The 23,973-nt window shown below is 70.1% G+C and carries 19 protein-coding genes and 1 riboswitch; of the genes, 13 read left to right on the top strand and 6 right to left on the bottom strand.

The window, feature by feature from the left end:
* Positions 1–196: 196 nt before the first annotated feature.
* Positions 197–340, bottom strand: a riboswitch (SAM riboswitch).
* 256 nt (positions 341–596) lie between these two features.
* The 9 genes from ACIOGX_RS26720 to ACIOGX_RS26680 all read left to right on the top strand — a co-directional run bounded on the left by ACIOGX_RS26720 (position 597) and on the right by ACIOGX_RS26680 (position 12,728).
* Complete coding sequence (locus ACIOGX_RS26720) at positions 597–713, top strand: putative leader peptide (RefSeq protein WP_401916890.1); 117 nt, start codon at positions 597–599, stop codon at positions 711–713.
* Positions 714–788: 75 nt separating this feature from the next.
* Positions 789–2,003 (top strand): LLM class flavin-dependent oxidoreductase, encoded by a 1,215-nt coding sequence (locus ACIOGX_RS26715; protein WP_356513612.1) that lies wholly within the window; start codon positions 789–791, stop codon positions 2,001–2,003.
* Positions 2,004–2,023: 20 nt separating this feature from the next.
* A complete protein-coding gene (locus tag ACIOGX_RS26710) occupies positions 2,024–3,397 on the top strand; it encodes an NtaA/DmoA family FMN-dependent monooxygenase (RefSeq protein ID WP_401916888.1) in 1,374 nt (457 codons plus the stop codon).
* The gene (locus tag ACIOGX_RS26705; protein ID WP_401916885.1) at positions 3,394–4,485 is read left to right on the top strand and encodes an LLM class flavin-dependent oxidoreductase; all 1,092 of its coding nucleotides are present in this window, start codon (positions 3,394–3,396) and stop codon (positions 4,483–4,485) included. Before ACIOGX_RS26710 ends, ACIOGX_RS26705 begins: the two co-directional genes overlap by 4 nt.
* A 12-nt stretch (positions 4,486–4,497) precedes the next feature.
* Positions 4,498–5,625 carry an LLM class flavin-dependent oxidoreductase gene (locus tag ACIOGX_RS26700; RefSeq protein WP_383964308.1) on the top strand — a complete coding sequence of 376 codons (1,128 nt, stop codon included), beginning with the start codon at positions 4,498–4,500 and terminating at the stop codon, positions 5,623–5,625.
* 529 nt (positions 5,626–6,154) lie between these two features.
* Positions 6,155–6,361 (top strand): type A2 lantipeptide, encoded by a 207-nt coding sequence (locus ACIOGX_RS26695; RefSeq protein WP_129766560.1) that lies wholly within the window; start codon positions 6,155–6,157, stop codon positions 6,359–6,361.
* Between the two features lie 244 nt (positions 6,362–6,605).
* Positions 6,606–7,412: an HlyD family efflux transporter periplasmic adaptor subunit gene (locus ACIOGX_RS26690; protein WP_401916882.1), complete on the top strand. Its 807-nt coding sequence runs from the start codon at positions 6,606–6,608 to the stop codon at positions 7,410–7,412.
* A 248-nt stretch (positions 7,413–7,660) separates the two neighbouring features.
* Entirely contained in the window at positions 7,661–9,781 is a 2,121-nt protein-coding gene (locus ACIOGX_RS26685) for an NHLP family bacteriocin export ABC transporter peptidase/permease/ATPase subunit (protein WP_401917545.1), read from the top strand.
* Position 9,782: 1 nt separating this feature from the next.
* Positions 9,783–12,728, top strand: a complete 2,946-nt coding sequence (locus ACIOGX_RS26680; protein ID WP_401916879.1) for an NHLP bacteriocin export ABC transporter permease/ATPase subunit — start codon at positions 9,783–9,785, stop codon at positions 12,726–12,728.
* Between the two features lie 72 nt (positions 12,729–12,800).
* On the opposite strand, the gene ACIOGX_RS26675 is transcribed toward ACIOGX_RS26680, so the two are convergent.
* Positions 12,801–13,898, bottom strand: coding sequence for an Lrp/AsnC family transcriptional regulator (locus ACIOGX_RS26675; RefSeq protein ID WP_401916877.1), 1,098 nt, complete (start codon positions 13,896–13,898; stop codon positions 12,801–12,803).
* A 95-nt stretch (positions 13,899–13,993) separates the two neighbouring features.
* Here ACIOGX_RS26675 and ACIOGX_RS26670 point away from each other — a divergent pair, with 95 nt between their 5' ends.
* Positions 13,994–15,619 carry an AbgT family transporter gene (locus ACIOGX_RS26670; protein WP_356513626.1) on the top strand — a complete coding sequence of 542 codons (1,626 nt, stop codon included), beginning with the start codon at positions 13,994–13,996 and terminating at the stop codon, positions 15,617–15,619.
* A 110-nt stretch (positions 15,620–15,729) separates the two neighbouring features.
* Positions 15,730–16,953, top strand: coding sequence for a M20 family metallopeptidase (locus ACIOGX_RS26665; RefSeq protein ID WP_401916874.1), 1,224 nt, complete (start codon positions 15,730–15,732; stop codon positions 16,951–16,953).
* 135 nt (positions 16,954–17,088) lie between these two features.
* Here ACIOGX_RS26665 and ACIOGX_RS26660 read toward each other — a convergent pair whose 3' ends face one another.
* The 3 genes from ACIOGX_RS26660 to ACIOGX_RS26650 all read right to left on the bottom strand — a co-directional run bounded on the left by ACIOGX_RS26660 (position 17,089) and on the right by ACIOGX_RS26650 (position 21,236).
* Entirely contained in the window at positions 17,089–17,820 is a 732-nt protein-coding gene (locus tag ACIOGX_RS26660) for a Clp protease N-terminal domain-containing protein (protein WP_383964289.1), read from the bottom strand.
* 119 nt (positions 17,821–17,939) lie between these two features.
* Positions 17,940–19,592 (bottom strand): thiamine pyrophosphate-binding protein, encoded by a 1,653-nt coding sequence (locus ACIOGX_RS26655; RefSeq protein WP_401768364.1) that lies wholly within the window; start codon positions 19,590–19,592, stop codon positions 17,940–17,942.
* 318 nt (positions 19,593–19,910) lie between these two features.
* On the bottom strand, positions 19,911–21,236 hold the full coding sequence (locus tag ACIOGX_RS26650; RefSeq protein WP_356513634.1) for an aspartate aminotransferase family protein: 1,326 nt from the start codon (positions 21,234–21,236) through the stop codon (positions 19,911–19,913).
* Between the two features lie 44 nt (positions 21,237–21,280).
* Between ACIOGX_RS26650 and ACIOGX_RS26645 the strand changes: the two genes are divergently transcribed.
* On the top strand, positions 21,281–22,231 hold the full coding sequence (locus ACIOGX_RS26645) for a LysR substrate-binding domain-containing protein (RefSeq protein ID WP_356513636.1): 951 nt from the start codon (positions 21,281–21,283) through the stop codon (positions 22,229–22,231).
* Positions 22,232–22,266: 35 nt separating this feature from the next.
* Here ACIOGX_RS26645 and ACIOGX_RS26640 read toward each other — a convergent pair whose 3' ends face one another.
* Positions 22,267–23,130, bottom strand: coding sequence for an SDR family NAD(P)-dependent oxidoreductase (locus ACIOGX_RS26640; protein ID WP_401916870.1), 864 nt, complete (start codon positions 23,128–23,130; stop codon positions 22,267–22,269).
* Positions 23,131–23,229: 99 nt separating this feature from the next.
* Here ACIOGX_RS26640 and ACIOGX_RS26635 point away from each other — a divergent pair, with 99 nt between their 5' ends.
* Positions 23,230–23,583, top strand: a complete 354-nt coding sequence (locus ACIOGX_RS26635) for an ArsR/SmtB family transcription factor (RefSeq protein WP_401916868.1) — start codon at positions 23,230–23,232, stop codon at positions 23,581–23,583.
* A 118-nt stretch (positions 23,584–23,701) separates the two neighbouring features.
* Here the strand turns inward: ACIOGX_RS26635 and ACIOGX_RS26630 are convergent, their stop codons facing one another.
* Positions 23,702–23,935 (bottom strand): hypothetical protein, encoded by a 234-nt coding sequence (locus tag ACIOGX_RS26630; RefSeq protein ID WP_401916865.1) that lies wholly within the window; start codon positions 23,933–23,935, stop codon positions 23,702–23,704.
* Positions 23,936–23,973 lie beyond the last annotated feature (38 nt).

Below are 23,973 nucleotides of genomic sequence, written 5' to 3'. Positions count from 1 at the left end.
GACTGCGCTTTTCGCACGGGTCCGGATCACACGGGTCCGGGATCGCACAGGTCCGGGATCGCACGGATCCGGACCGCACGGACCGTCGGCGGATCAGTAAGCGCTGGAGACACGCAACAGATCGATGTGCAGGCGCCTCGTCAAGCCGTTCCTGGGCATTGCCACCCGTTCCCACCTCCGGGGCTCGCGAGACGCGAGACCGCGCTTGCCCCGCCGCGCCGGCGGGACCCGGTCGTCACCCGGAGCACCCCGTCGCGGTGGAAGGGTTGCCTGTCGGCGGGCCGGGGCCGATGACCACATGAGCGGGCGAACCCGCGCCGTGGCGCTGACAATCGTGACCGTCCACATCAGTCTCGGTGCGCTCCGTGACGCCGTCAAGAAAGCCGGGCGCACGGTCTCACCTGATGGTCACTCGCGTCGACGCGCAGCGGGCCGGCGGGAAGGAGAAGAAATCCCGGCGGCCGGAAGAAAGGGAATAGCCGCGCTGTTGTCGTTGTTCAGTTCCGTGCGGCGAGCTCTGAGGGAGCCGCCGGCGTGAGGCCGGCAAGGCCCCGGGGCCCTGGGGCCGCCGGGCCGGAAGGGCGGAGGTGAGGTACATGCGTCCCGTGTCCTGCCGCCGTGCCGTGAAACCCGCCCCGCCCCGCCGCCTGCATCTGTACTCCCGGACACACATCGACCTGCTGCGCGTGGCCGGCGCGCTCTGTTGCTCGTGACCTGTTGTCCTCCAGCCGCACCCTGAGTACGGGTGTCGGCTCCCTCGTACGGCTGATCAGGAAGGCGTCACTCCCTTGTCCTCGTCACCCTCCCCGCTGCACCTCGCCGTCGCCCTCGACGGTGCCGGCTGGCACCCGGCCGCCTGGCGCGAGCCCGTCGCCCGCCCCGGTGAACTGCTCACCGCCGCCTACTGGACCGACCTCGTGACCGAGGCCGAGCGCGGTCTGCTCGACTTCGTGACCATCGAGGACGCGCTCGGCCTCCAGTCCTCCTCCTTCACCGAACCCGACGGCCGCACCGACCAGGTCCGCGGCCGTCTGGACGCCGTCCTCATCGCCGCGCGGGTCGCCCCGCTGACGCACCACATCGGTGTGGTGCCGACGGTCGTGGCCACCCACACCGAGCCGTTCCACATCTCCAAGGCGATCGCCACCCTCGACTATGTGAGCACCGGCCGCGCGGGCCTGCGTGTACAGATCACGGCACGCCAGAACGAGGCCGCGCACTTCGGACGCCGTACGTTCCCGCCGTTCCGCCGGGAGGACTACGACACGCCCGTGGTACGCGAAGTCGTGGACGATGCCTTCGACGAGGCCGCGGACTACGTCGAGGTCGTGCGCCGGCTCTGGGACAGCTGGGAGGACGACGCGGAGATCCGGGACGTCGCCACCGGCCGCTTCATCGACCGCGACAAGCTGCACTACATCGACTTCGAGGGCAGGCACTTCAGCGTCAAGGGCCCCTCCATCACGCCCCGCCCGCCCCAGGGCCAGCCACTCGTCAGTGCCCTGGCCCACGCGACCAGTACCTACCGGCTGGTGGCACGGGCCGCCGACATCGGTTACGTCACCCCGTCCGACGCCGGCCGGGCCCGAGCCGTCGTCGAGGAGATCCGCGCCGAGCAGACCGCGGCCGGCCGCGCCCACGAGACCCTGCACATCTTCGGCGACCTGGTGGTCTTCCTCGACGACGATCCCGCCGAGGCCGCGGCCCGCCGGGAGCGCCTGGACACCCTCGCGGGATCCCCGTACACCAGCGACGCCCGGATCTTCACCGGCACCCCCGCCCAGCTCGCCGATCTGCTACAGGAACTGGAGTCGGCGGGGCTGTCCGGCTTCCGGCTGCGTCCCGCCGTCGCCGGTCACGACCTTCCGGCGATCACCCAGGGCCTGGTCCCCGAACTCCAGCGCCGGGGCGCCTTCCGCCGCGCGTACGAGGCCGACACCCTGCGCGGGCTGCTCGGGCTCTCCCGCCCGGCCAACCGCTACGCCGCCGCCACGACCGCCTGAGCCCGAAGGAGCCTCGTCCCATGAGCAAGCCGCTCAAGCAGATCCATCTCGCGGCCCATTTCCCCGGCGTCAACAACACCACCGTGTGGAGCGACCCCGAGGCCGGCAGCCACATCGAGTTCAGTTCCTTCGCGCACCTCGCGAAAACCGCCGAACGCGCCAAGTTCGACTTCCTGTTCCTCGCCGAGGGACTGCGGCTGCGCGAACAGGGCGGAAAGATATACGACTTGGACGTCGTCGGCCGCCCCGACACCTTCACCGTCCTCGCCGCGCTGGCCGCCGTCACCGAACACCTCGGCCTCACCGGCACCATCAACTCCACCTTCAACGAGCCCTACGAGGTGGCCCGCCAGTTCGCCAGCCTCGACCACCTCTCGGGCGGACGGGCCGCCTGGAACGTGGTCACCTCCTGGGACGCCTTCACCGGCGAGAACTTCCGGCGCGGCGGCTTCCTCCCGCAGGAGGAGCGCTACTCGCGTGCCAAGGAGTTCCTCTCCACCGCGAACGAACTCTTCGACTCCTGGCACGGGAACGAGATCGTCGCCGACCAGGAGACCGGTACCTTCCTGCGGGACGCGCAGGCCGGAGCCTTCGTCCACCAGGGCCGGCACTTCGACATCCGGGGGCAGTTCAACGTCCCGCGCAGCCCGCAGGGCCGTCCGGTGATCTTCCAGGCTGGGGACTCCGACGAGGGACGCGAGTTCGCCGCGTCGAGCGCCGACGCCATCTTCAGCCGGTATGCCACTCTCAAGGAGGGCCAGGCGTTCTACGCCGACGTCAAGGGCCGCCTGGCCCGGTACGGCCGCACCCACGACCAGCTGCTGATCCTGCCCGCCGCGAGCTTCGTGCTCGGAGACACCGACGCCGAGGCGGAGGAACTGGCCCGGGTGGTGCGCCGCCAGCAGGTGAGCGGGGCCACGGCCATCAAGCACCTGGAATTCGTCTGGAACCGCGACCTGTCCGCGTACGACCCGGACGGCCCGCTGCCCGACATCGACCCCGACCTCGGCGAGCACACCATCGCCCGCGGGCGCGCCCAGGTACGGATGTACCGCGACCCGCTGGCCACGGCCCGCGAGTGGCGCGAACTCGCCGCCGCGAACACGTGGTCGATCCGTGACCTGGTCATCGAGATCGGCAACCGGCAGAGCTTCGTCGGTTCCCCCGCCACCGTCGCCGAGTCCGTCAACGACCTGGTCCAGGCCGACGCCAGCGACGGATTCATCCTCGTCCCGCACATCACCCCCGGCGGTCTCGACTCCTTCGCCGACCAGGTCGTCCCCCTGCTCCAGGAACGCGGTGTGTACCGCACGGAGTACGAGGGCACCACGCTGCGCGAGCACCTCGGCCTGGCCCACCCGGACGAGGTGCGCGACGAGCGAGCGGCGTCATGAAATTCCTCGCCATCACCCTGATCGTGCACGCCCCGCACCCGGTGACGGGCGTACGGAAGACCACCCAGGAGCGGTTCCGCGAGGTGCTCGACAACGCGCTCCTCGCCGAGGAGCTCGGCTTCGACGGATTCGGCGTGGGGGAGCGGCACGAACGGCCCTTCATCTCCTCGTCGCCGCCCGTCGTCCTCAGCCACATCGCCGCCCTCACCTCCCGGATCCGGCTGTTCACCGCGGTCACCACGCTCAGCCTGCTGGACCCGGTGCGGGCGTACGAGGACTACGCGACCCTGGACCATCTCTCCGGCGGACGCCTCGAGCTGATCATCGGCAAGGGCAACGGGGCCGCCCAGCGGGACCTGTTCCAGGTCACCCCCGAGGACCAGTGGGACCGCAACGCCGAGAGCTACGAGGTGTTCCGCACCATCTGGCGCCAGGACAAGGTGACCGCCGCGACCCGCTTCCGCCCGGAACTCACGGACGCCGAGGTGTGGCCCCGGCCGCTCCAGCAGCCGATCCGGGTCTGGCACGGCAGCGCCACCAGCGAGGAGTCGGTCGATCTGGCCGCCCGCTACGGCGACCCGCTCTTCTCCGCCAACGTCACCAACCCCATAGAGCCCTACGCCGAGTTGATCCGCTACTACCGCGAGCGCTGGGAGCACTACGGGCACGATCCGGCCGACCTCGCGGTCGGCGCGGGGACGGCCGGCTTCTACGCGGCCCGTACCTCCCAGGAGGCGATCGCCGCCTACCGGCCCGTGTTCGAGGGAAACCTGGCGTTCCAGAAGCGGCTGGGCCTGGAACCGGTCTTCCCGACCCTGGAGGACTTCGTGGAGCGCAGCTCGGCGCTGATCGGCAGCCCCCAGCAGATCATCGAGAAGGTACGGCGCTACCACGAACGGTTCGGGCACACCGTGCTGCATCTGCACGCGGACGCGGGAGGACTGACAGACCGTCAGCACCGCGACTCCCTCGAACTCTTCCAGTCGGACATCGCTCCGGTACTGCGCCGCGAGATCCCCGATCCGCCGTTCTCCTGGGGACCGGTCCTCGCGGAGCCCGTCCCGGTGTCCGCGCCCGCCGACCACTGAGGAGCCTCGCACATGTCCGACATACCTCTCGGCGTCCTCGACCTGGTCCCGGTCTCGTCCGGTTCCACCGCCACCGAGGCGCTGCGCAACTCCATCGACCTGGCCCGGCGGGCCGAGAGCCTCGGCTACGCCCGCTACTGGTACGCCGAGCACCACCTCAACCCGGGCGTGGCCGGTACCTCGCCCGCGGTCGTCCTCGCCCTGACCGCCTCCGCGACCTCGACCATCCGGCTCGGCTCCGGCGCCGTGCAACTCGGCCACCGCACCGCCCTGTCCACGGTCGAGGAGTTCGGCCTGATCGACGCGCTGCACCCCGGGCGGCTCGACCTGGGCCTCGGCCGCTCCGGCGGCCGGCCGCCCGGCGGGCCCGTCACCCCGTCGCCGACCGCGACCCCCGTGGTCGACGGCCGTACCCCGGGCGGCCTGCGCATCCCCGCCCGCTTCTCCTTCGAGGGCCTGCTCGGCTCACCGCGTATCGCGCTCCAGCGGAAGCTGCTCCTGCTGCCGAACGCCGAATCGCAGGCATACGGCGAGCAGGTCGACGACATTCTGGCGCTGCTGGCGGGCACGTACCGCTCCGTGGACGGCGTCGAGGCGCATGTCGTACCGGGAGAGGGCGCCGACATCGAGATCTGGATCCTGGGCAGCAGCGGCGGCGAGAGCGCCGAGGCCGCGGGCCGCAACGGTCTGCGGTTCGCGGCGAACTACCACGTCAGTCCGGCCACGGTGCTGGAGGCGGTGGAGGGCTACCGCGCCGCGTTCAAGCCTTCCGACGTCCTCGACAAGCCGTACGTCAGTGTGTCCGCGGACGTCGTGGTCGCCCAGGACGACGAGACCGCCCGCGAACTCGCCACCGGCTACGGCCTCTGGGTCCGCAGCATCCGTACGGCCGAGGGCGCGATCCCGTTCCCCACGCCCGACGAGGCACGCGCCCACGCGTGGTCCGACGCGGACCGGGCGCTGGTCCAGGACCGTCTGGACACCCAGTTCGTCGGCTCCCCTGGCCGGGTCGCCGACCAGCTGGCCCAGCTCCAGGAGGCCACCGGCGCCGACGAGTTGCTGATCACCACGATCACCCACGGCCACGCGGACCGGGTGCGGTCCTACGAGCTGCTGGCCGAGGAGTGGCGCACGAGGTAAGCGGGCGCCGGACGAACCGCGGCGGGCACCGCGTCACCGCGCGGTGCCCGCGCACCGCTCACGGCCTCACCGGTGGACCATCATGAGGGACGCCCGGTCACCCGCCGCGCACACGTCGCTGCGCTGGGGTGCGGATTCGCGAGAGCGTACGGTCTCTCGCGAATCTGCACACCGGTCACGCGGGCGGCACATCATCTCCCGGTGGGCTTCGCAGTCCGGTCCGGCGGTCCGTGTGTTGGCATGGAATGTCTTGTTCCGTCGCCGAGGGGGGCCCAGTTCGCGGGACATCACGCCCGCGAAGACGTGGGGATGCTGCCACCACTTCATGAACAAGCCTGCACACCAGGCCGTTTCGGCGCCGCGATACGTCGCGATCGGGAACGATGCGATTGGCAAGGCGGCGCGGCCCCGTGCTTTCATCCTTCGCACCGCGGCAACCGCACAGACGGAAGGCCCCGTTCCGGGGCTCGACGGAGCGTGTGACCGCGGTGGAAATTCCGAGATATCAGCGCGAAGGGAAGCAACCATCATGTCCTTCACCCCGCAGGTCGAGACCCAGGAAATCTCCGACAGCGACCTGGACAACGTGTCCGGTGGCCTCGTCGACGGTCTGGTCGGCACCGTCATCTCCACCGCTGACTCCGTCGCCCCCGTCTCGGAGATCGTCGGAACCGCCACCGGTGTTGTCGGCGGCCTCACGGCCGGTCTCCCGGTCGGCGTCGGCGTCAACCTCTGAGCCGGTGAGGTGCCGCTGAGCGGCACGACCTCGCGTGGTGATCACAGCCACGCGCGGTGACCACGGCGCGTCGGCGGTTTCCCCGGCCGACGGACCGCGCCCTATGCCCCGGTGCCGCTCCAGGTTCCGGGGCATACGGCCGCCCGAGACCCGGCCGGGACCCGACGGCCGTGACCTGACGGCCGGGACCCAACGGCCGGGACTCGACGGCCGGGATGAACGGCCCGGAAGGGAGGAGTGTGTTGTGCAGTTCCGCCGGCAGGCGCTCGCCAAGCTGCGGTCGCCGGAGGAGATAGATCTGCCGGTGCGCTTCGCCCGGCCCCAGGGCTGTCTCGTCCTCGCCGTGACGGTCGTGGTCATGGCCGCCGCCACCGTCTGGGCGGTGACCGGCTCCCTGTCGTCCACCGTCGGCGCCGCCGGAATCCTCACCCACGGGCAGGGCAGCTACGTCCTGCAGAGCCCGGTCGCGGGCCAGGTCACCGAAGTGCTCGTCGAGGAGGGCAAGCGCGTTCCCGCCGGCACACCTCTCCTGAAGGTCCGTACGGCGGGCGGGACCACCGTCGTCCGTACGCTCGCCGCGGGCCGGGTGACGACCCTCGTCGCGACGATCGGCTCCGTGGTCACCACCGGCACGGACGTCGCGGCCGTGGAGCGGATCGACGGCCCGGACGATCCGCTCATGGCGATGTTGTACCTGCCGGCCGACAACGGTGCCGAGATCGCGGTCGGAGCCTCGGTCGATCTCACCGTCCAGTCCGTACCGGCCAAGCGGTACGGCGTTCTGCGCGGTGAGGTGAGGTCGGTGGGCCGGACCGGACTGACGGCCCAGCGGATCGCCGGCACCCTCGGCAGCGACCAGCTGGGCGAACACTTCTCGAAGGACGGACAGCCCGTCCCCGTCCTCGTACAGCTGGACCGCTCCTCGTCCACCACGTCCGGATTCACCTGGTCGACCGCGGACGGCCCGCCGTACGCGGTCGACTCCATGACGCTCGCCGACGGCACCATCCACCTGGCCGAGCAGCGTCCGATCGATTGGCTGCTGCCGTGACCGTACCGAACGCCTCGGCGACGCCGGACGAGCGACCCGAATCACGGGAACGGCCCGTACCGGCCGGGCACGGCCGGCACCGCCCGGGGCCCGCCCGGCCTCCGCGCCCCGGACGGACCGCCAAGTCCGCCAAGTCCACCGAGCCTCCGAAGCCCGGCAGGTCCGCCAAGCGCCCGAAGCGCTCCCGGGGCGCCAGGTCCGCCGCGACCAAGCAGCCGAAGGCCGTACGGACGCCCACCATCCTCCAGATGGAGGCCGTGGAGTGCGGCGCCGCCTCGCTCGCCATGGTGCTCGCCCACTACGGGCGCCACGTCCCGCTCGAAGAACTGCGCATCGCCTGCGGTGTGTCCCGCGACGGCTCCCGCGCCAGCAACCTGCTGAAGGCCGCGCGGAGTTACGGTCTCCAGGCCAAGGGCATGCAGATGGAACCGGCGGCACTCGCCGGGGTGCGGCCACCGGCCATCCTCTTCTGGGACTTCAACCACTACGTCGTCTACGACGGCACGGGACGCAAACTGGGCCGTCGAGGGGTGTACGTCAACGACCCCGGCAAGGGCCGCCGTTTCGTCTCCCCCGAGGACTTCGACACCAGTTTCACCGGGGTCGCGCTCGTCTTCGAGCCGTCGGCCGACTTCCGCGCGGGCGGCCGCAAGCAGGGTGTGCTGGGCGCGGTACCGGCGCGGCTGCGCGGCACGACCGGCACGCTCCTGGCCGCCCTGCTCGCCAGCCTGCTCCTGGTCGGAGTCGGCGCGGTGGTGCCCGCGCTGAGCCGTACGTACATCGACATGTTCCTGATCGGCAAGCAGACCTCGCTGCTCGGGCCCCTGTTCGCGGCGATGGCGACGATGGTGGTGCTCACCGCCACACTGACCGGACTGCAGCAGGCCAATCTCCTGCGCGGACGCATCATCTCGTCGACACTGAGCAGCGCCCGGTTCCTGCGCCACCTGCTCCGGCTGCCGGTCACCTTCTTCGCCCAGCGCGGCCCCGCCGATCTGGTCCAGCGGCTCCAGTCGAACGACACGGTCGCCGAAACACTGGCACGGGACCTCGCGGCGGCCGGCGTGGACGGGGTGGTGGTGATCCTCTACGCCCTCCTGCTGTGGACGTACGACCCGCAGCTCACCGTCGTCGGAGTACTGATCGCGCTGCTCAACGTGGTCGCGATGCGGATCGTCATCCGGCTGCGCGCCACCCACACCCAGAAACTGCGGGCGGACAGCGCCCGGCTGACCAACACCTCGTACACCGGCCTGCAGTTGATCGAGACCCTGAAGGCCACCGGCGGCGAGAACGGCTACTTCCGCCGCTGGGCGGGCCAGCACGCCACCACACTGGAGGTGCAGCAGCGCCTCGGTGTACCCACCGCCGCCCTCGCCGTCGTCGCACCGGCCCTCGCGACACTCAACAGCGCGCTGATCCTCTGGATCGGCGGACTGCGCGCGGTCGAGGGCCATATCTCCATCGGCCTGCTCGTCGCGTTCCAGGCCCTCGTCACCCGCTTCACCGCGCCGATCACCCGGCTGAACGGCGTGGCGGGCCGGGTCCAGGACTTCGCCGCCGACGTGGCCAGGCTGAAGGACGTCGAGAGCTTCCCGGCCGACGAACTGTACACGCGCCCGACGCCGGACGACGCGAACACCCGCAGACTGACGGGCCATGTACGCCTGGAGAACATCACCTTCGGCTACAGCCCGCTGGACGCGCCGCTGCTCAAGGACTTCTCCCTCACGGTCGGACCCGGACGGCAGGTGGCGCTCGTCGGCGGCTCCGGCAGCGGCAAATCCACGGTGTCCAGGCTGATTTCGGGACTCTACCGGCCCTGGGAAGGCACGGTCCGTATCGACGGACAGCCTCTGGAGGACATCTCCCGTGGCGCGCTGGCCGCCTCGGTCTCCTTCGTCGACCAGGACGTCTTCCTCTTCGAAGGGACCGTCCGCGACAACGTGGCCCTGTGGGACCCGTCCATACCGGACGACGCCGTCGTCGAAGCGCTGAAGGACGCCGCGCTGTACGACGTGGTCGCCCGGCGCCCCGGAGGCGTCCACAGCCGGGTCGAACAGGACGGACGCAACTTCTCCGGCGGGCAGCGGCAGCGCCTGGAGATCGCCAGGGCACTCGTCAGGCGACCGAGCATCCTCGTTCTCGACGAGGTCACCAGCGCTCTGGACGCGCGGACCGAACGGCTGGTCATCGACAATCTGCGACGGCGGGGCTGCGCGTGCGTGGTGATCGCGCACCGGCTGAGCACGGTGCGGGACAGCGACGAGATCGTGGTGCTCGACCGCGGCTCGATCGTCGAGCGGGGACGGCACGAAGACCTCGTCGCGGCCGGCGGTCCGTACGCCGAACTCGTCAAGGAGCACTGAGATGGCGTCCGTTCCCCCGCCCGCGGACGGCACCGGCGCGGTGATCCACGCCCTCGGCGCCCTCGGCGCGCCACTCGACCACACCGGTCTCGGCAGCGTGCCACTGGAAGGGCCGCATGTGCTGTGGCTCGTCATGGACGGGACGCTGGACCTCTTCGCCGTCGACGCCGCCGAGCAGGGTCACTGGCACTATCTCGGCCGCCTCGAAGCGGGCGCGCTGCTGCTCGGCCCGGTCGACGGCGCACAGCACACCCTGGCGGGCAAGCCCTCGCAGGAGTGCCTGCTGCGCCGGATCCCCCTGCGCGAGCTGTACCGCGCGGAGTACGACGGGCAGTACGGGGAGCACGAGCAGTACGGCCCGTACGAGCGGCAGTACGACCCGTACGGGCAGCATGACCCGCAACAGGATCCGCGACCGCTCGGACCGTACGCGCGGCCGAGCGCGGACGGGAGCTGGCCACCGGCACCGACTCCGCTGGAGCACGCGTTCGCGCTCGGTATCGGCCGTGGTCTCGGCGTCCTGCTGGAAGCGCCGCTGGACGGCCGCCCCGGCGGCGACGACGCCCTGACCGACGATGACGACCTCCTGTGGATGCAGGTCCCTCCGGGCAGCGTGGCGTACGGCGCCGCGTACAGCGCCGAGGCGGCCGGTGACCTGCTGGTCGACGGCGCGCTGTGGCAGCGGATGGTCGACCAGCAGCAGCGGCTGCTGTCCGCGGTCGACCGCTGGATCGAGCGGCTGGAGAACGCCCACGCCGACCGGACCGCGGCCGGTATCAAGGCCGGTGAGGCGGTACGCGCGCAGGCGGACCAGGCATTGATCGCCTCCATCGACGGGCCCGCCAGAACCGGACGGAGCGCGGCGGGGAAGCCCGGGACGGGCGGTGACGAGGCCGCCTTCGCCATCTGCCAGGTGGTCGCCGAAGCCGGTGGCATCACCCTCTCGGGACCGCCGAGGAACGGCCCGGTCAACGATCGCGTCGGCCCCGTCGAACGTATCGCCGTCGCCGCCCGGATCCGTACCCGTGCGGTCCGGCTCGACGGGAACTGGTGGCGTACGGACGCCGGCCCGCTGGTGGGCCACTGGGCGAAGTCGGGCGCGCCGGTCGCACTGCTGTGGCGGCGCGGCCGGTACGAGGCGGTCAACCCGGCCTCGGGGCTGCGGATGCGGCTCGGCCCGCACAACGCCGGGGAACTGGAGCCGCGTGCCGTCATGTTCTACCGGCCGCTGCCCGACCGGCCCATGACACCGGTGCGGCTCATGCGCTTCGGACTGCGTGGCAGTGGCGCCGACGCCCGGAATCTCGTGCTGAGCGGGCTGGTCACGGTCGGCCTCGGCGCGCTGGTACCGATCGCGACCGGGCAGGTGCTCGGGGTCTTCGTACCGAACGCCGAGACGAGCCTCATCGCGCAGGTCTCGCTGGCCGTCATGATCACCAGCGTGGTGGCCGCCGCGTTCGCGCTGCTGCAGAACCTGACCCTGCTGCGGCTGGAGGGCCGGATCGAGAGCGTGCTCCAGCCCGCCGTCTGGGACCGGCTGCTGCGGTTGCCCGCGCGGTTCTTCACCGGCCGTTCCACCGGCGAACTGGCCAGTGCGGCCATGGGGATCAGCGCCATCCGCCGGGTGCTCTCCGGTGTCGGCCCGGTGGCCGTGCAGGCGGGCACGGTCGGCGCGATGAACCTCGTCCTGCTGCTGTGGTTCAGCGTGCCACTGGCGCTGGCGGCGATCGCCATGCTGATCGTCATCGCGGCCGTGTTCCTCGGGATGGGGCTGTGGCAGGTGCGCTGGCAGCGACGGCTCGTGGAGCTGAGCAACAAGCTCAACAACCAGGCGTTCCAGACCCTGCGCGGGCTGCCCAAGCTGAGGGTCGCGGCTGCCGAGAGCTTCGCGTACGCGGCGTGGGCCGACGAGTTCGCGCGCTCCCGCGAACTTCAGCAGCGTACGGGCCGGATCAGAAACCTGACCACGGTCCTCGACGCGGTCTATCTGCCGCTCTGTTCCCTCGCCATGTTCATGCTCTTGGCGGGCCCGGCGCGCGACAGCATGTCGGCGGCCGAATTCCTCACCTTCAACACCTCCGTGACGATGCTGCTGACCTCCGTCACCCAGCTGACCGGGGCGTTCGTGTCGACGGCAGCCGCACTGCCGATGTTCGAACAGATCAAGCCGGTGCTGGACGAGCCCCCCGAGGTCCGCACCGCCAGCACCCAGCCCGGTGTGCTGTCCGGCGCGATCGAGGCCCGGAACCTCTCCTTCCGCTATTCCGCCGACGGTCCGCTGATTCTGGACGACGTGTCACTGGAGATCCGGCCGGGCGAGTTCGTGGCGATCGTCGGCCCGAGCGGCTGCGGAAAGTCCACCCTGCTCCGGCTCCTCATCGGCTTCGACCAGCCGCTCTCGGGCAGTGTGCTGTATGACGGCCAGGATCTGTCCGCTCTCGACCAGGCGGCCGTGCGCCGGCAGTGCGGGGTCGTCCTCCAGAACGCGCAGCCGTTCACCGGGTCGATCCTGGACTGCGTCAGCGGCGCCGAGACGTTCTCCCAGGAGGAGGTGTGGGAAGCCGCCGAGATGGCCGGCCTCGCCGACGACATCAGAGGCATGCCCATGGGCCTGCACACCCTGATCTCCGGTGGCGGCGCGATCTCCGGCGGGCAGCGCCAGCGCCTGATGATCGCCCAGGCCCTCATCCGCCGTCCCCGCATCCTGTTCTTCGACGAGGCCACCAGCGCCCTGGACAACGCGACACAGCGCGTCGTGACCGAGAGTACGAACAGACTCCGTGCCAGCCGCCTCGTGATCGCCCACCGGCTGTCCACCGTCATGGACGCCGACCGCGTCTTCGTCATGGCGGACGGCCGCGTCGTGGAGCAGGGGCCGCCGGCCGACCTGCTCGCCGACACGAACGGCCGGCTTCATGAGCTGGTACGGCGCCAGCTCACCCATTGACCGCCACGTCAGCGGCGGGAGCCGGCGACCGGTCAGCGGCTTCGCCACGCCACGGGGCGTTCCGGGGCGTGATCAGTCCGGCGCCTCGGCGCTGTCGTCCACCGGCCGGAGATGGCGAAGGAAGCCGTCGACCCGGTCGCCGAGGCGGACGCCGTCGCGGGCGGTCCAGTGGCGGCGCAGCACGCGGACACCCACGCACGTATTGACCGTCGTCACCTCGGGGAAGGCCCCGAGATCCGTGGTGATGAAGCGGGCCAGGTCCTCCTCGTCACGGAAGACGCCGTAGTGGATCACCGACGAGGAGCCGGCCACCATCGACACATAGCGGGCGGAGGGGTGGCTGCCCAGGGTGTCGAGCAGGCCCGGGATGGCCTGGGGGAGGACCGTCAACGACATCAGGGCGTTGAGCGGGAAGCCCAGCAGGGTGGGTTCGATCTCCACCCGGGGCCAGAGGGCGCCGCACTCCAGAAGCGCCTGCGAGGTGCGGTACGCCGTCGAGCGGCTGACGTCCAGCGCGCGGGCGATGTCGGCGGCCGGGATCCGCCCGTTGGCCACCATCAGCTCCGCCGTGCGCCGCTCCAGCTCCGACAACTGCTCCGGCGAGGTCCGTCGTTCCTGTGTGATCTGTACGGCGTGCTCGTGGAGCCGCCCGGTCTGCTCGCCCGTGAGCCGGTGGAGCCGCCAGGTCTGGCCCATGGTGTGGGCGCGCAGGACCAGCTGGGACTCCGTGGAGACGATGCCCGGTATACCGGGCAGGCGGTTGGTCAGCAGATCGAAGATATCGGTCCCGAGCAGCGGGTAGACGCTGCAATAGATGTCGGCGCTCCCGGTCGTCAGCAGCAGCGTCTGCACCTCGGCCAGCTCCAGGATGCGCCGCGCGACCTCCTGGGAGCGTCCCGGTTCGCACGTGATCCACACCTGACGCGGGTTCTCCGTGGTGATCAGCGGCCAGTCCAGTCGGCCGACCACCCGCAGCAGCCGCTCCGTGCGCAGCCGCGACAGACGGCGGGCGACGGTGCTGGGCGAGCTGTCCAGCACCTCCGCGAGCGCGTTGACCGGGGTACGGGGCGCTATCTGGAGCGCCGCGACCAGATCGAGATCGACGTCATCGAGCAACCGTTCCTCCGGGCGCGCGGATGACCGTCGCATGGTGACGGTGGGCGAGGGCATGCCTTGATCCTAATCTCTTCACTGTCAGAAAGTTACACGGTCGAAACAGCTGATAATCAAGGGTTCATTGACACATTCACCCACCATGGGATCCCATGGCGAATCAATCCGCCATGCGGGAAGGGGTCGATGTGGTGACCAAGACGACGGAGGAGCGCCCGGCGGGGTCCGTGGCGTTCACGCTGCGGACGCTCGGCGTCATAGAGCGCGTCGGCAACAGACTGCCGCATCCGTTCTGGCTGTTCGTGATACTCAGCGCGGCCCTGGTCGTCCTGAGCTGGGGGCTGAACGGCCTCGGCGTCTCCGCCGAATCGCCCACGGACGGGGCGACGGTCGTGGTGCGCAGCCTGGTCTCGGACGCCGGCGTGACGATGATGCTCGACGGCCTGATCGACAACTACGCGACGTTCCCGCCGCTCGGGGTCGTCCTCGTCGTCATGCTCGGCGTATCGGTCGCCGACCGGGCCGGGCTCCTCACCGCCATGCTGCGGGCCGCGCTGGCGAAGGTCCCGCTGAGGGCGGTCACCTTCATGATCGCGTTCACGGGGATGGTCGCCCACATCGCCTCCGACGCGGCGTTCGTCGTGATGATCCCGCTGGGTGCGATCGCCTACCGCTCCGTCGGACGCAATCCCGTACTGGGCGCGGTGGTCGCCTTCGTCGCGGTCTCCGGCGGACACGCCGCCAGCCCGCTGGTCACACCGTCGGACGCCACACTGGCCGCGCTGACGACGGCGGCGGCGCACACCATAGATCCCTCGTACACGGTCACACCGGTGGCCAACTACTTCTTCTCGCTCGCCTCATCGGTCATCCTGGCGCTGGTCATCACCCTGGTCGCCGAAACGCTGCTGACCCGCCGACTGGCGATGATGGCGGCCGACGACACCGCGGAGTCGGAAGCAGCGCCCGGCGGCGAGTCCGGGGCACCGGCCGAGACCGAGGAACTCCCGGACCTGTCACTGACGGACGACGAACGCCGGGGGCTGCGCGCCGCCGCGTTCACCGCCCTCGCTCTGATGGCCGCCATCGCCGCGGCCGCGCTGCCGGCCGGCTCACCCCTGCGCGGAGAGCACGGCGCCGTCATCGACTCGCCGCTCGTCCACAACATCGCCGTCTTCCTCTCCCTGCTCTTCTTCGCCACCGGAGTGGCGTACGGCCGGGCGGTGGGGGTGGTCCGCGATGCCAAGGACATCCCCGACATGATGGCTCGGGGACTGCGCGAACTCACCCCCATCCTGGTGCTGTTCTTCGCGATCTCGCAGTTCCTCGCCTACTTCAAGTGGACCGCCATCGGTGAGGTCATGGCCATCACCGGGGCGGGGCTGCTGGATTCCTCCGGGGTGCCGCTCACGGTCATCTTCGTCGGGGTCATCCTCGTCGTCAGTGTGATGAACCTGCTCCTGACCAGCGGCTCCGCCATGTGGGCGCTGATCGGCCCGGTGTTCGTGCCGATGCTGATGCTGCTGAAGGTCGCCCCCGAGACCACCTGGGCGCTGTTCCGGATCGCCGACTCCTGCACCAACGCCATCACCCCCATGAGCCCGTACTTCGTGCTCTGCCTCGGCTTCGTCCGCCGGTACCGGCCCGGCGCGGGCATCGGCACGCTGATGTCGCTGACGCTCCCGGTCGCGTTGGCGATGCTTGTCGTATGGACGCTGCTCTTCATCGCCTGGTACTCCGTGGGCCTTCCGTTCGGCCTTGGAGCCCCGACGAACTGACGCGTCGTACTCCTCCTTCACATCCTTCGGAGACCCGGACCGGACCCAGAGACCCGGACCCGGGCCCGGACCCGGGGAAAACCCAGAGAAACAGGAGAAACACCGAGAACATGTCGGCACCCGTATCCGCATCCGCGCCCCTGCCCGTTCCTGACGGCGACGTGCTGTCCCGTATCGCGTCCTGGTGCCGCGAACCGGACCACCGAAACGGTTACCTCGCCGATCTGCGCCGACTGGTCGAACAGGAATCGCCGAGCGACGACAAGCCACTCCTCGACGCCACCGCCGACTTGCTTCAGGAGTTGCTGTCCGAGCGGCTGGGTGACCCGAGCCGTACCGTACGCCACCGCGATCCTGAGCTCGGCGACGTCATCGAGGCCGAGTACGACGGCACCGCCGGCGGCGCCACGGTGACCGTCGTCGGCCACTACGACACGGTGTGGCCGGCCGGCACCACGGCCGAGTGGCCGTTCACCCTCGCCGACGGGACCGTCTCGGGCCCGGGGGCCTTCGACATGAAGGCCGGTCTGGCGCAGGGGATGTGGGCTCTGCGCGCCCTGCGCGAACTGGGTCTGCCGCGGCCGACCGTGCGTTTCGTGTTCAACGGCGACGAGGAAACCGGCAGCGTCGTGTCCCGGCCGCTCATCGAACGGGCCACCGACGGCGCCGTGGCCACGCTGGTGCTGGAGCCGGGCGGCGAGTGGGGGATCAAGGCGGGCCGCAAGGGTGTTGGCATCTTCACCCTGACCGCGACGGGCCTCGAAGCCCATGCCGGCCTCGACCCGGCGAAGGGGGCCAGCGCCATCCACGCACTGGCCGACGTCATCCGGGACCTGGTCGCCGCCGCCGCTCCGGCACGGGGGACGACCGTCAACATCGGCCGTATCAGCGGCGGTACGGCCCGCAACGTGATCGCGGGGGAGGCGACGTGCCTCGTGGACGTCCGCGTCAGCACGCAGGAGGAGATCGAGCGCGTGGACCGGGTGCTGGCCGGTCTGGTCGCCGCCGACCCCCGGGTCACCATCACCGTGGCCGGCGGCTGGAACCGTCCGCCGATGCAGCCCGGCCCCGGAGGCCGCCGTCTCTTCGCGCTGGCCGACGGTGTCGCGACGCACATCCGGGCGCCCCTGGCCGAACTGTTCGTCGGCGGCGGCAGCGACGCCAACTTCGTCGCCGCCCTCGGCCGCCCGGTCCTGTGCGGCATGGGCGCCACCGGCGACGGGGCGCATGCCCGGCACGAACACGTCCTCGTCGCCGACCTCCCCGACCGTGTCGCCCTCACCGCCGGCACACTGCTGGGCCTGGCGGGAGAACAGGGGGCGGCACGCGAGTAGGAGTCATCGAGGCTCGCGGTTCGCCGCCTCGCGAGGCCGGTCACACGGCTGTGGGGTGGCTTGCCCCCCCGGAACAGGCGGCGTCGCCGCAGTGGGGCCCGCCCGCCGGGCACGGGCGGGCCGATGGCGCCACCGCTACTCCTGGAGCTTCTCCCGGATCGCCTTCAGCGCGGCGGACACGTGCTCCTCGGTCCGCGTCTTGTCGATGCCGAGCCCGCTGAGCACGCCCTCGCCGTCCTCCTGTTCCAGCAGCGCCAGCAACAGATGCTCCGTGCCGATGTAGTTGTGGCCCAGCCGCAGGGCCTCCCGGAAGGTGAGCTCAAGGGCCTTCTTCGCCCGTGCGTCGAAGGGGATGAGGTCGGGCACGGGCTCACCGGAGGGCTCCGGCAGCGCCTCGGTCACGGCCTCCGCGACCGTCGCCAGCTGTACGCCCTGGGCGACGAGCACTTGTGAGGCCAGTCCCGCCGGGTCGTCGAGCAGGCCCAGTACGAGATGCCCCGTGCCGATCTGTGTGTGACCACCGTCGCGGGCCTTGTTCTGGGACGCGACGACGACGCTCCTCGCACGCGGGGTGAACCTGCCGAAGTCCTGGTTCGCGTCGGGCGTCTGTTCGTCCTTCGTCACAAACCGCTTCTGTACGGCCTGCCGTGTGACGCCCATGGACTTGCCGATCTCGGTCCATGAGGCGCCGGAGCGGCGGGCCTGGTCGACGAAGTGGCCGATGAGGTGATCGGCCACGTCGCCGAGATGGTCAGCGGCGACGACAGCGCTCTGGAGCTGATCGAGAGCGTCGCCGTGCACCTTCTTGATGGCCTCGATGAGGTCGTCGAGGCGGACTGGATTGTTTATCTGCGTCGGTTCCACCATGAGGCAACCTTAGGTTGACAGCCTTTCGGGTGTCAACCCGTGGTTGACACCCGGCATGGTGGAGACGCGGGCGATGAGCGGGCCGACAGGCACGGCCGAGATCATTGACGGAACGACCCTCAGCTCAGATGCTTGGCGATCTCCCAGCTGACCGCCAGTTCGACATCACCGTTGATGCGTACGTCGACCAGGACGGGGCCCTCCTCGACGGCCAGCGCCCTGTCGATCTCGCCGAGGTCGTCCGGCGTCCGCACCGTGAAGCCCTTGGCTCCGAAGCCGGCCGCCAGTTTCGCGAAGTCGGGCTGCGGCATCTCGGCGTAGGACGGGTTCAGCTTCTTGTGGATCAGATCATGCTTCTCCTGGCCCAGCGCGTTGTCGTTGAACACCATCACCGTGAGCGGCAGCTTGTGGCGCACCGCAGTCTGGAAATCAGCGACGTTCATCATGAACGAGCCGTCCGCGGTCACATGCGTGACGCGCTCGCGCGGGCGCGCGAAGCAGGCACCGATCGCGATGGCCAGTCCCTGGCCGACGGCGCCGAAATCCCAGCCGATGCTCCAGTTCTCCGCGCGCGGCGCGGTGAGGACCTTCGTACAGACCATGGCCGCGTGGCCGCCGTCCAGCACCAGGATGCGGTCGTCCTTCGGCAGCGCGTCCTCCAGGTAGAGGGCCGCCCGTCGCGGATCCGTCGCGTCCCCGTCGGTGAACCGCACGCTCCGCAGCTTCCTGTCCTGCTCCTGGATCCGCTGCACGAGCCCCGCGTCGGGCTGGCGAGCGGCCATGGTCTCGCCGAGCCGGTCCGCCAGGGCCGCCACGGCTGTTCCGGCATCCGCCGCCATGCCGATGGCGACGCGGGCGAACCAGCCGAAGGCATCGGGCCGGTCATCGATCTGGATGATCCTCTTCCCGTTCTCCAGGATCTTTCCGAAGTGGGTCGTCCATTCGTTCAGACTGGCGCCCACGACCACCATCACATCGCTCTCGGTGAGGGTGTTCACCGTCAGATCCGAACCCAGTCCGCCACTGATGCCCAGATACTGCGGATAGTCCGCACAGAATCCGGAGGCGAGAACGGAGACGGCGACGGGCGCGCCGAGATGCTCGGCCAGTCTGCGGATCTCGGACTCCGCCTGGGCGTTTCTCGCGCCGAGCCCGCAGAGAATGGTCGGGCGCTTGGCCGCCGCGAGCAACGTGGCCGCTTCTTCGACATCCTCTGTACGCGGCGGCTGGAGGGAATGGGAACAGTACATGGGCCGGTACGACCAGTCGGGGTCCGGCATTTCCGTCTGCTGGATGTCCTGGGGCAGGTTCAGGATGAACGGCCCTTTCCGTACCTTGATCTGACGGAACGCCTCACCGAGGCAGTAGTCCATGTTGTGAACGGAATCCAGTCGAACGCCGGCTTCGGTGGTGAGCTTGGCCAGCGCCGTCTGGTCCACCATGCCCTGCGGGTTGTACGGGTCACTCAGTGAGGTATGTCCCGCGATCACCATCAGGGGTGTGCGGTGGAGCCTCGCGGCCACCAGCGAGGTCGTGGCGTTGGTGTAGCCGGGGCCCTGGGTGACCGACGCGAGACCGGGCCTGCCACTGAACCGCGCGTAACCGTCGGCCATGCCGACGGCGCCGGCTTCATGATGTGCGTGCACGAAGGTCGCGCCATGCCGTTCGCCCAGATCCACGATCATGTCCTGATTCGCGTCCCCCATCACGGCAAACAAGTGGTCGAGCCCCTCAGTGGCGATCGCCTCGGTGACGGCCTGGAATGCCTTCATGGGGATTTCCCTTTCCGTTCGATTCATATGAACCAACGGCCGCACCGCTTTCGGGCTGCGGGTCCGTCAGCGTCCTGATCGACCACGGTGTTCGCCGGCGGATCGCGGTACCAGAGGTAGGTACTCGCCGGGTGATGCGCAGCACCGTCGCCGGAGAGCCAGAGGGTAATACGCACCCTGACCTCGGACCCGGACGACAGGGGCGGTGGCTTCCCGCAGCCCTGACCTGGTACCGAATCGGCGTAACCGCGCGAGCCGCTCCGACGGCCGGCTGAGCCGGCGGGGGATCCGGGACGAACCTGATGCGGAAACGGCCTGTCAGAGCCCTGCGCCGGCCTCACCGATCGCCTGGTCCAGAATCGTCAGGCCCAGCGAAAGCTCGTCCTCGGTGGCGGTCAGCGGCGGCGCGATCCGCATGACCCCGCCCATACCGGGGAGCTGGACGATGTTCGTGTGCAGGCCGAGTTCGAGGCACCGACGCGTGACCCGTGCGCCCAGCTCGTCCGAGGTCCGCTTCGTCTCACGGTCGACGACGAGTTCGAGCCCGGCCAGCATGCCCCGGCCGCGGACATCGCCGACGACCGTGTGGCGGTCGGCGATGCCCGCCAGACCGTCGCGGAGAAACGCGCCGAGCGACCGCGCGCGCTCGTCGAGCTTGTCGTCGATCAGGACATCGAGAACGGTATTGCCGACCGCGGCCACCAGCGGATCGGCCACATGCGTGGTGAAGAACAGGAACCCGCGCCTGTGCGCCTCCTCCTCGATCTCGGCGCTGGTCACCACGGCCGCGAGGGGGAGTCCGGCGCCGAGTGTCTTGGACAGCGTGAGGATGTCGGGGACGACGCCGTCGCGCTCGAACGCGTACCACGTCCCCGTGCGGCAGAGGCCCGTCTGGGCCTCGTCGAGGATCAACAGCATGTCGCGTTCCCGGCACTTCTCCCGCAGCGCCGCGAAATACCCGACCGGCGGCTCGATGATTCCGCCCGAGCTCAGAATCGGTTCGACGAGGCACGCGGCCAGGCTGCCGGTCGACTGGGCGTCGATCAGGTCGAAGGCGAAGTCGAGCTGACGGCTCCAGTCCAGTGAGCCGTCGTCCGTGGTGAAGTCGGGCCGGTACGCGTTCGGCACGGGGATGGCGAAATTGCCGGGCGCGGCCGGGCCGTAGCCCTTGCGCCCGGTGCTGTAGGTGGCGGACGCGGCGGCCTGCGTCATCCCGTGCCACGACCGCGCGAACGAGATGATCTCGTGCTTGCCGGTGACGAGCTTGGCCATCCGGATCGCGGCCTCGTTCGATTCGGCGCCGGTGGTCAGCAGCAGCGACTTTTCCAGCGGCGCGGGCAGCGTCCCGGCGAGCCGTCGGGCGAGATCGACCACCGGACGGCTGAGCATGCCGCTGTAGAGGTGATCGAGGGTCGCCACCTGCCGCTGGACGGTCGCGACGATCGACGGGTGCGAGTGCCCGAGGAGCGCGCTCATCTGGCCTGAGGTGAAGTCGAGGATCTTCCGGCCGTCCGCGGTGAACAGGAAACTGCCGGCGGCGCGGTCGATGATCTCGCGGGTGAACTCGCCGCCGTAGCGGACGAGGTGACTTTCGGCGTCGGCCCAGAACGTGTCGGCGGACGGCGGGGAGGTCGAAGCAGCCATGCTCCCGACGGTAAGCCGCGCCGAGCGACACGTCCATCTCACAAATGCGGCTTTCCTGTTCGGTGGAACCGCACAACAATAGGAGCGTGATGAACCCGTGGAGGCTCAAGCTGCTGAGCCGGCTGGACACGCTGGGCACCATTCGGGCGGTCGCGAAAGCCGCCAACCTCAGCCCGTCGAACGTCTCGCAACAGCTCGCCCTGCTCGAGGCCGAGACGCGCACACGACTCCTGGAACGAACGGGACGCCGGGTGCGACTGACCCCGGCCGGGCTGATCCTCGCGCGGCGGGCGCGGGCGATCCTCGATCACATGGACGCCGTCGAGGCGGAGCTGCGCGGGTTCGACGAGGAGCCGGCCGGGCTGGTGAGGATGGGGGCGTTCCAGAGCGCGATTCACTCCATGACCGTGCCGGCGGTGACGCGCCTGGCGCGCGAGCACCCGGGTCTCACCGTCGAGTTGCTGCAAATGGAACCCCACGAAAGCATGCCCGCCCTGCGGGGAGGCGACGCGGACATCATCATCACGACCACGAACTTCGACGAGCTCCCCCTGGGACCGGACCTCGATCTCGTGCCGCTGGCCACGGACCCGATCCTGCTGGTGGTACCGCCGGGGCATCCCGCGACCGGACGCGGCACCGTGGACATCGCGGCCTACGCGGACGAGCCGTGGGCGTTCGACATGCCTCAGTCGTACATGGCGAATCTCGCGCTGCGCCTGTGCCGCCAATCGGGGTTCGAGCCACGGGTGGTGTGCCGGTTCGGCAATTACCTGATGACTCTTCAGCACGTCGAGGCGGGACTGTCGATCGCGTTGCTGCCCGGCCTGGCGGTCGACCCCCGGTATCGCGTGGTCACCAGGGAACTCACGACTCCCGTGACGCGCACGATCACGGCGGTGATCCGTCGCGGCGCACCACCTCGCGCGGCGGTGCGCGTCGTCCTGGACGCGCTGCGTCACCATCCCCACCCACCCCTGCTGGGCGGCGAGTGACCGTGCACGCGCCGCCACGAGGCTGCCGAGCGGTGTCAGTACAGGCTGGGGTGGAGCTCCGGTGGCCCGCCCAGGGTGTAGCGCAGGGAGAGAGGGGCGCCGCCGTCGATGTCGGTGATACCGAGGTGCGCCCCCAGTTCGGCGCCGATCAGCGCCCTGCCGGAGAGCCGCATGAGATCGTCGGACGCGTAGAGGGCCGCGATCACCCGGCCGGTGAACTGCGGTGATTCGCGCCGGCTGGTCGGCCTGGCCTCGGCGGGCAGTGCTGCGAAGTGCGCGCGTACGCGCTCGGTGTCCAGCCCGCCCATCCAGACCGAGACGGCGGCGACGTTGTGCGGGCGCAGCTCCTTGGCCATGTCGGCGGCCATCTTGTCGGAGCCGGCTTTCTGGGCGCCGTAGGCGGGTCCCACGTGGTAGGCCACGGCACCGTAGTGACCTGTGTTGACGATCAGTCCTCGGCCATTGGCGATCAGCAGGGGCGCGGCGTGGAAGCTTGCGACGTAGTGCGACCGCAGGCCGACCGTGATGAGATCGGCTGCCTCCAGCGGCTGTTCCCAGAACCTCCCGGGGGGCGGGGCGTTGACCACCTGGGCCGCGTTGTTGACCAGGATGTCGAGTCGGCCGTGATCGCGTTCTATCCGGGCGAACAGTTCCGCCACGGCCTCGTCGTCGGAATGGTCGACGGCCACCGCGACGCCCTTGCCACCGGCTTCGTCGACGAGCGCGGCGGTCTCCGCGATCGTGCCACCGTAGGGCGAGTCGGACGATTGCCGGCTGCGCCCCGTCACGTAGACGGTCGCCCCCGTCTCTCCGAGTGCGAGGGCGATGCCCTTGCCGGCTCCCCGGCTGGCTCCGGTGACCACCGCCACTCGCGGCCCGCTGATGATCGACTCTGACATGGCACGCCTCACTGGGTTGGATACAGATTGTTAGATGCAGATCTAACACTAGTCACTGTACGATGGTGATCTAACATGTCAAGCCGAGGAGGGGCCGCCATGACCGACCCGGGCGCGCGCCGTGCCAGAAACCTGGTCCACGCCGACCCGGCGGAGGTGAGCCTGCAGGAGGCGCTCGATGCCCTCGCCGATCCGGTACGGCGCTCGATCCTGCGCGAGTGCGCCGGTGAGCCGGACTTCAGCCGGGCATGCGGGACATTCGATCTACCGGTTTCGAAAGCGACCGCAAGCCACCATTTCGCCGTGTTGCGCGCCGCCGGACTGCTGGAGCAGGTGGACAAGGGGTCACGCAGGCTCAACCGTCTTCGGCAGCCCGAGTTCGACGCACGGTTTCCTGGATTGCTGGAACTCGTTCTCGCAGAAGGCACGCCGCCGCACCCGTCTCAGGCTTGAGAGGCTGCCGAGGCGGACGAGGCGAGACCGACCGGGACGGGACCGACCGGGACGGGACATCCCGCATACCGGCGCCGAACCGCGACACCGCTGTCGGTCAGGAGTCGGCCGTCGCTCCTCAGGCGAGGTGGTTGGTGGTGTCGGTGTCGTCCTCGGCGGTGGGCAGCTCGCGGTGACCTTCGGAGTGGTGGTTGACCCAGCCGCACACCCCGCAGCTGTAGCGGCCGTCCAGACCGGCGATGTGCGTGCCGCATTGCCGGCACTCGGCATGGGTGATCTGCGGACCGTCACTGGGCGACGCGGCCGGCGCGGGCCCGCCGTCCTCCGGGGGCCAGTTGCTCCGTGCGCTCATACGCCAAGGCTACCGCTGACCGGGAACGGGAAGCGCCC

The organism is Streptomyces sp. NPDC088147 (assembly GCF_044741565.1).
Lineage (GTDB): Bacteria > Actinomycetota > Actinomycetes > Streptomycetales > Streptomycetaceae > Streptomyces.
The sequence above is the reverse complement of the archived record's forward strand: the minus strand, read 5'-3'. Positions and strand labels throughout refer to the sequence as shown.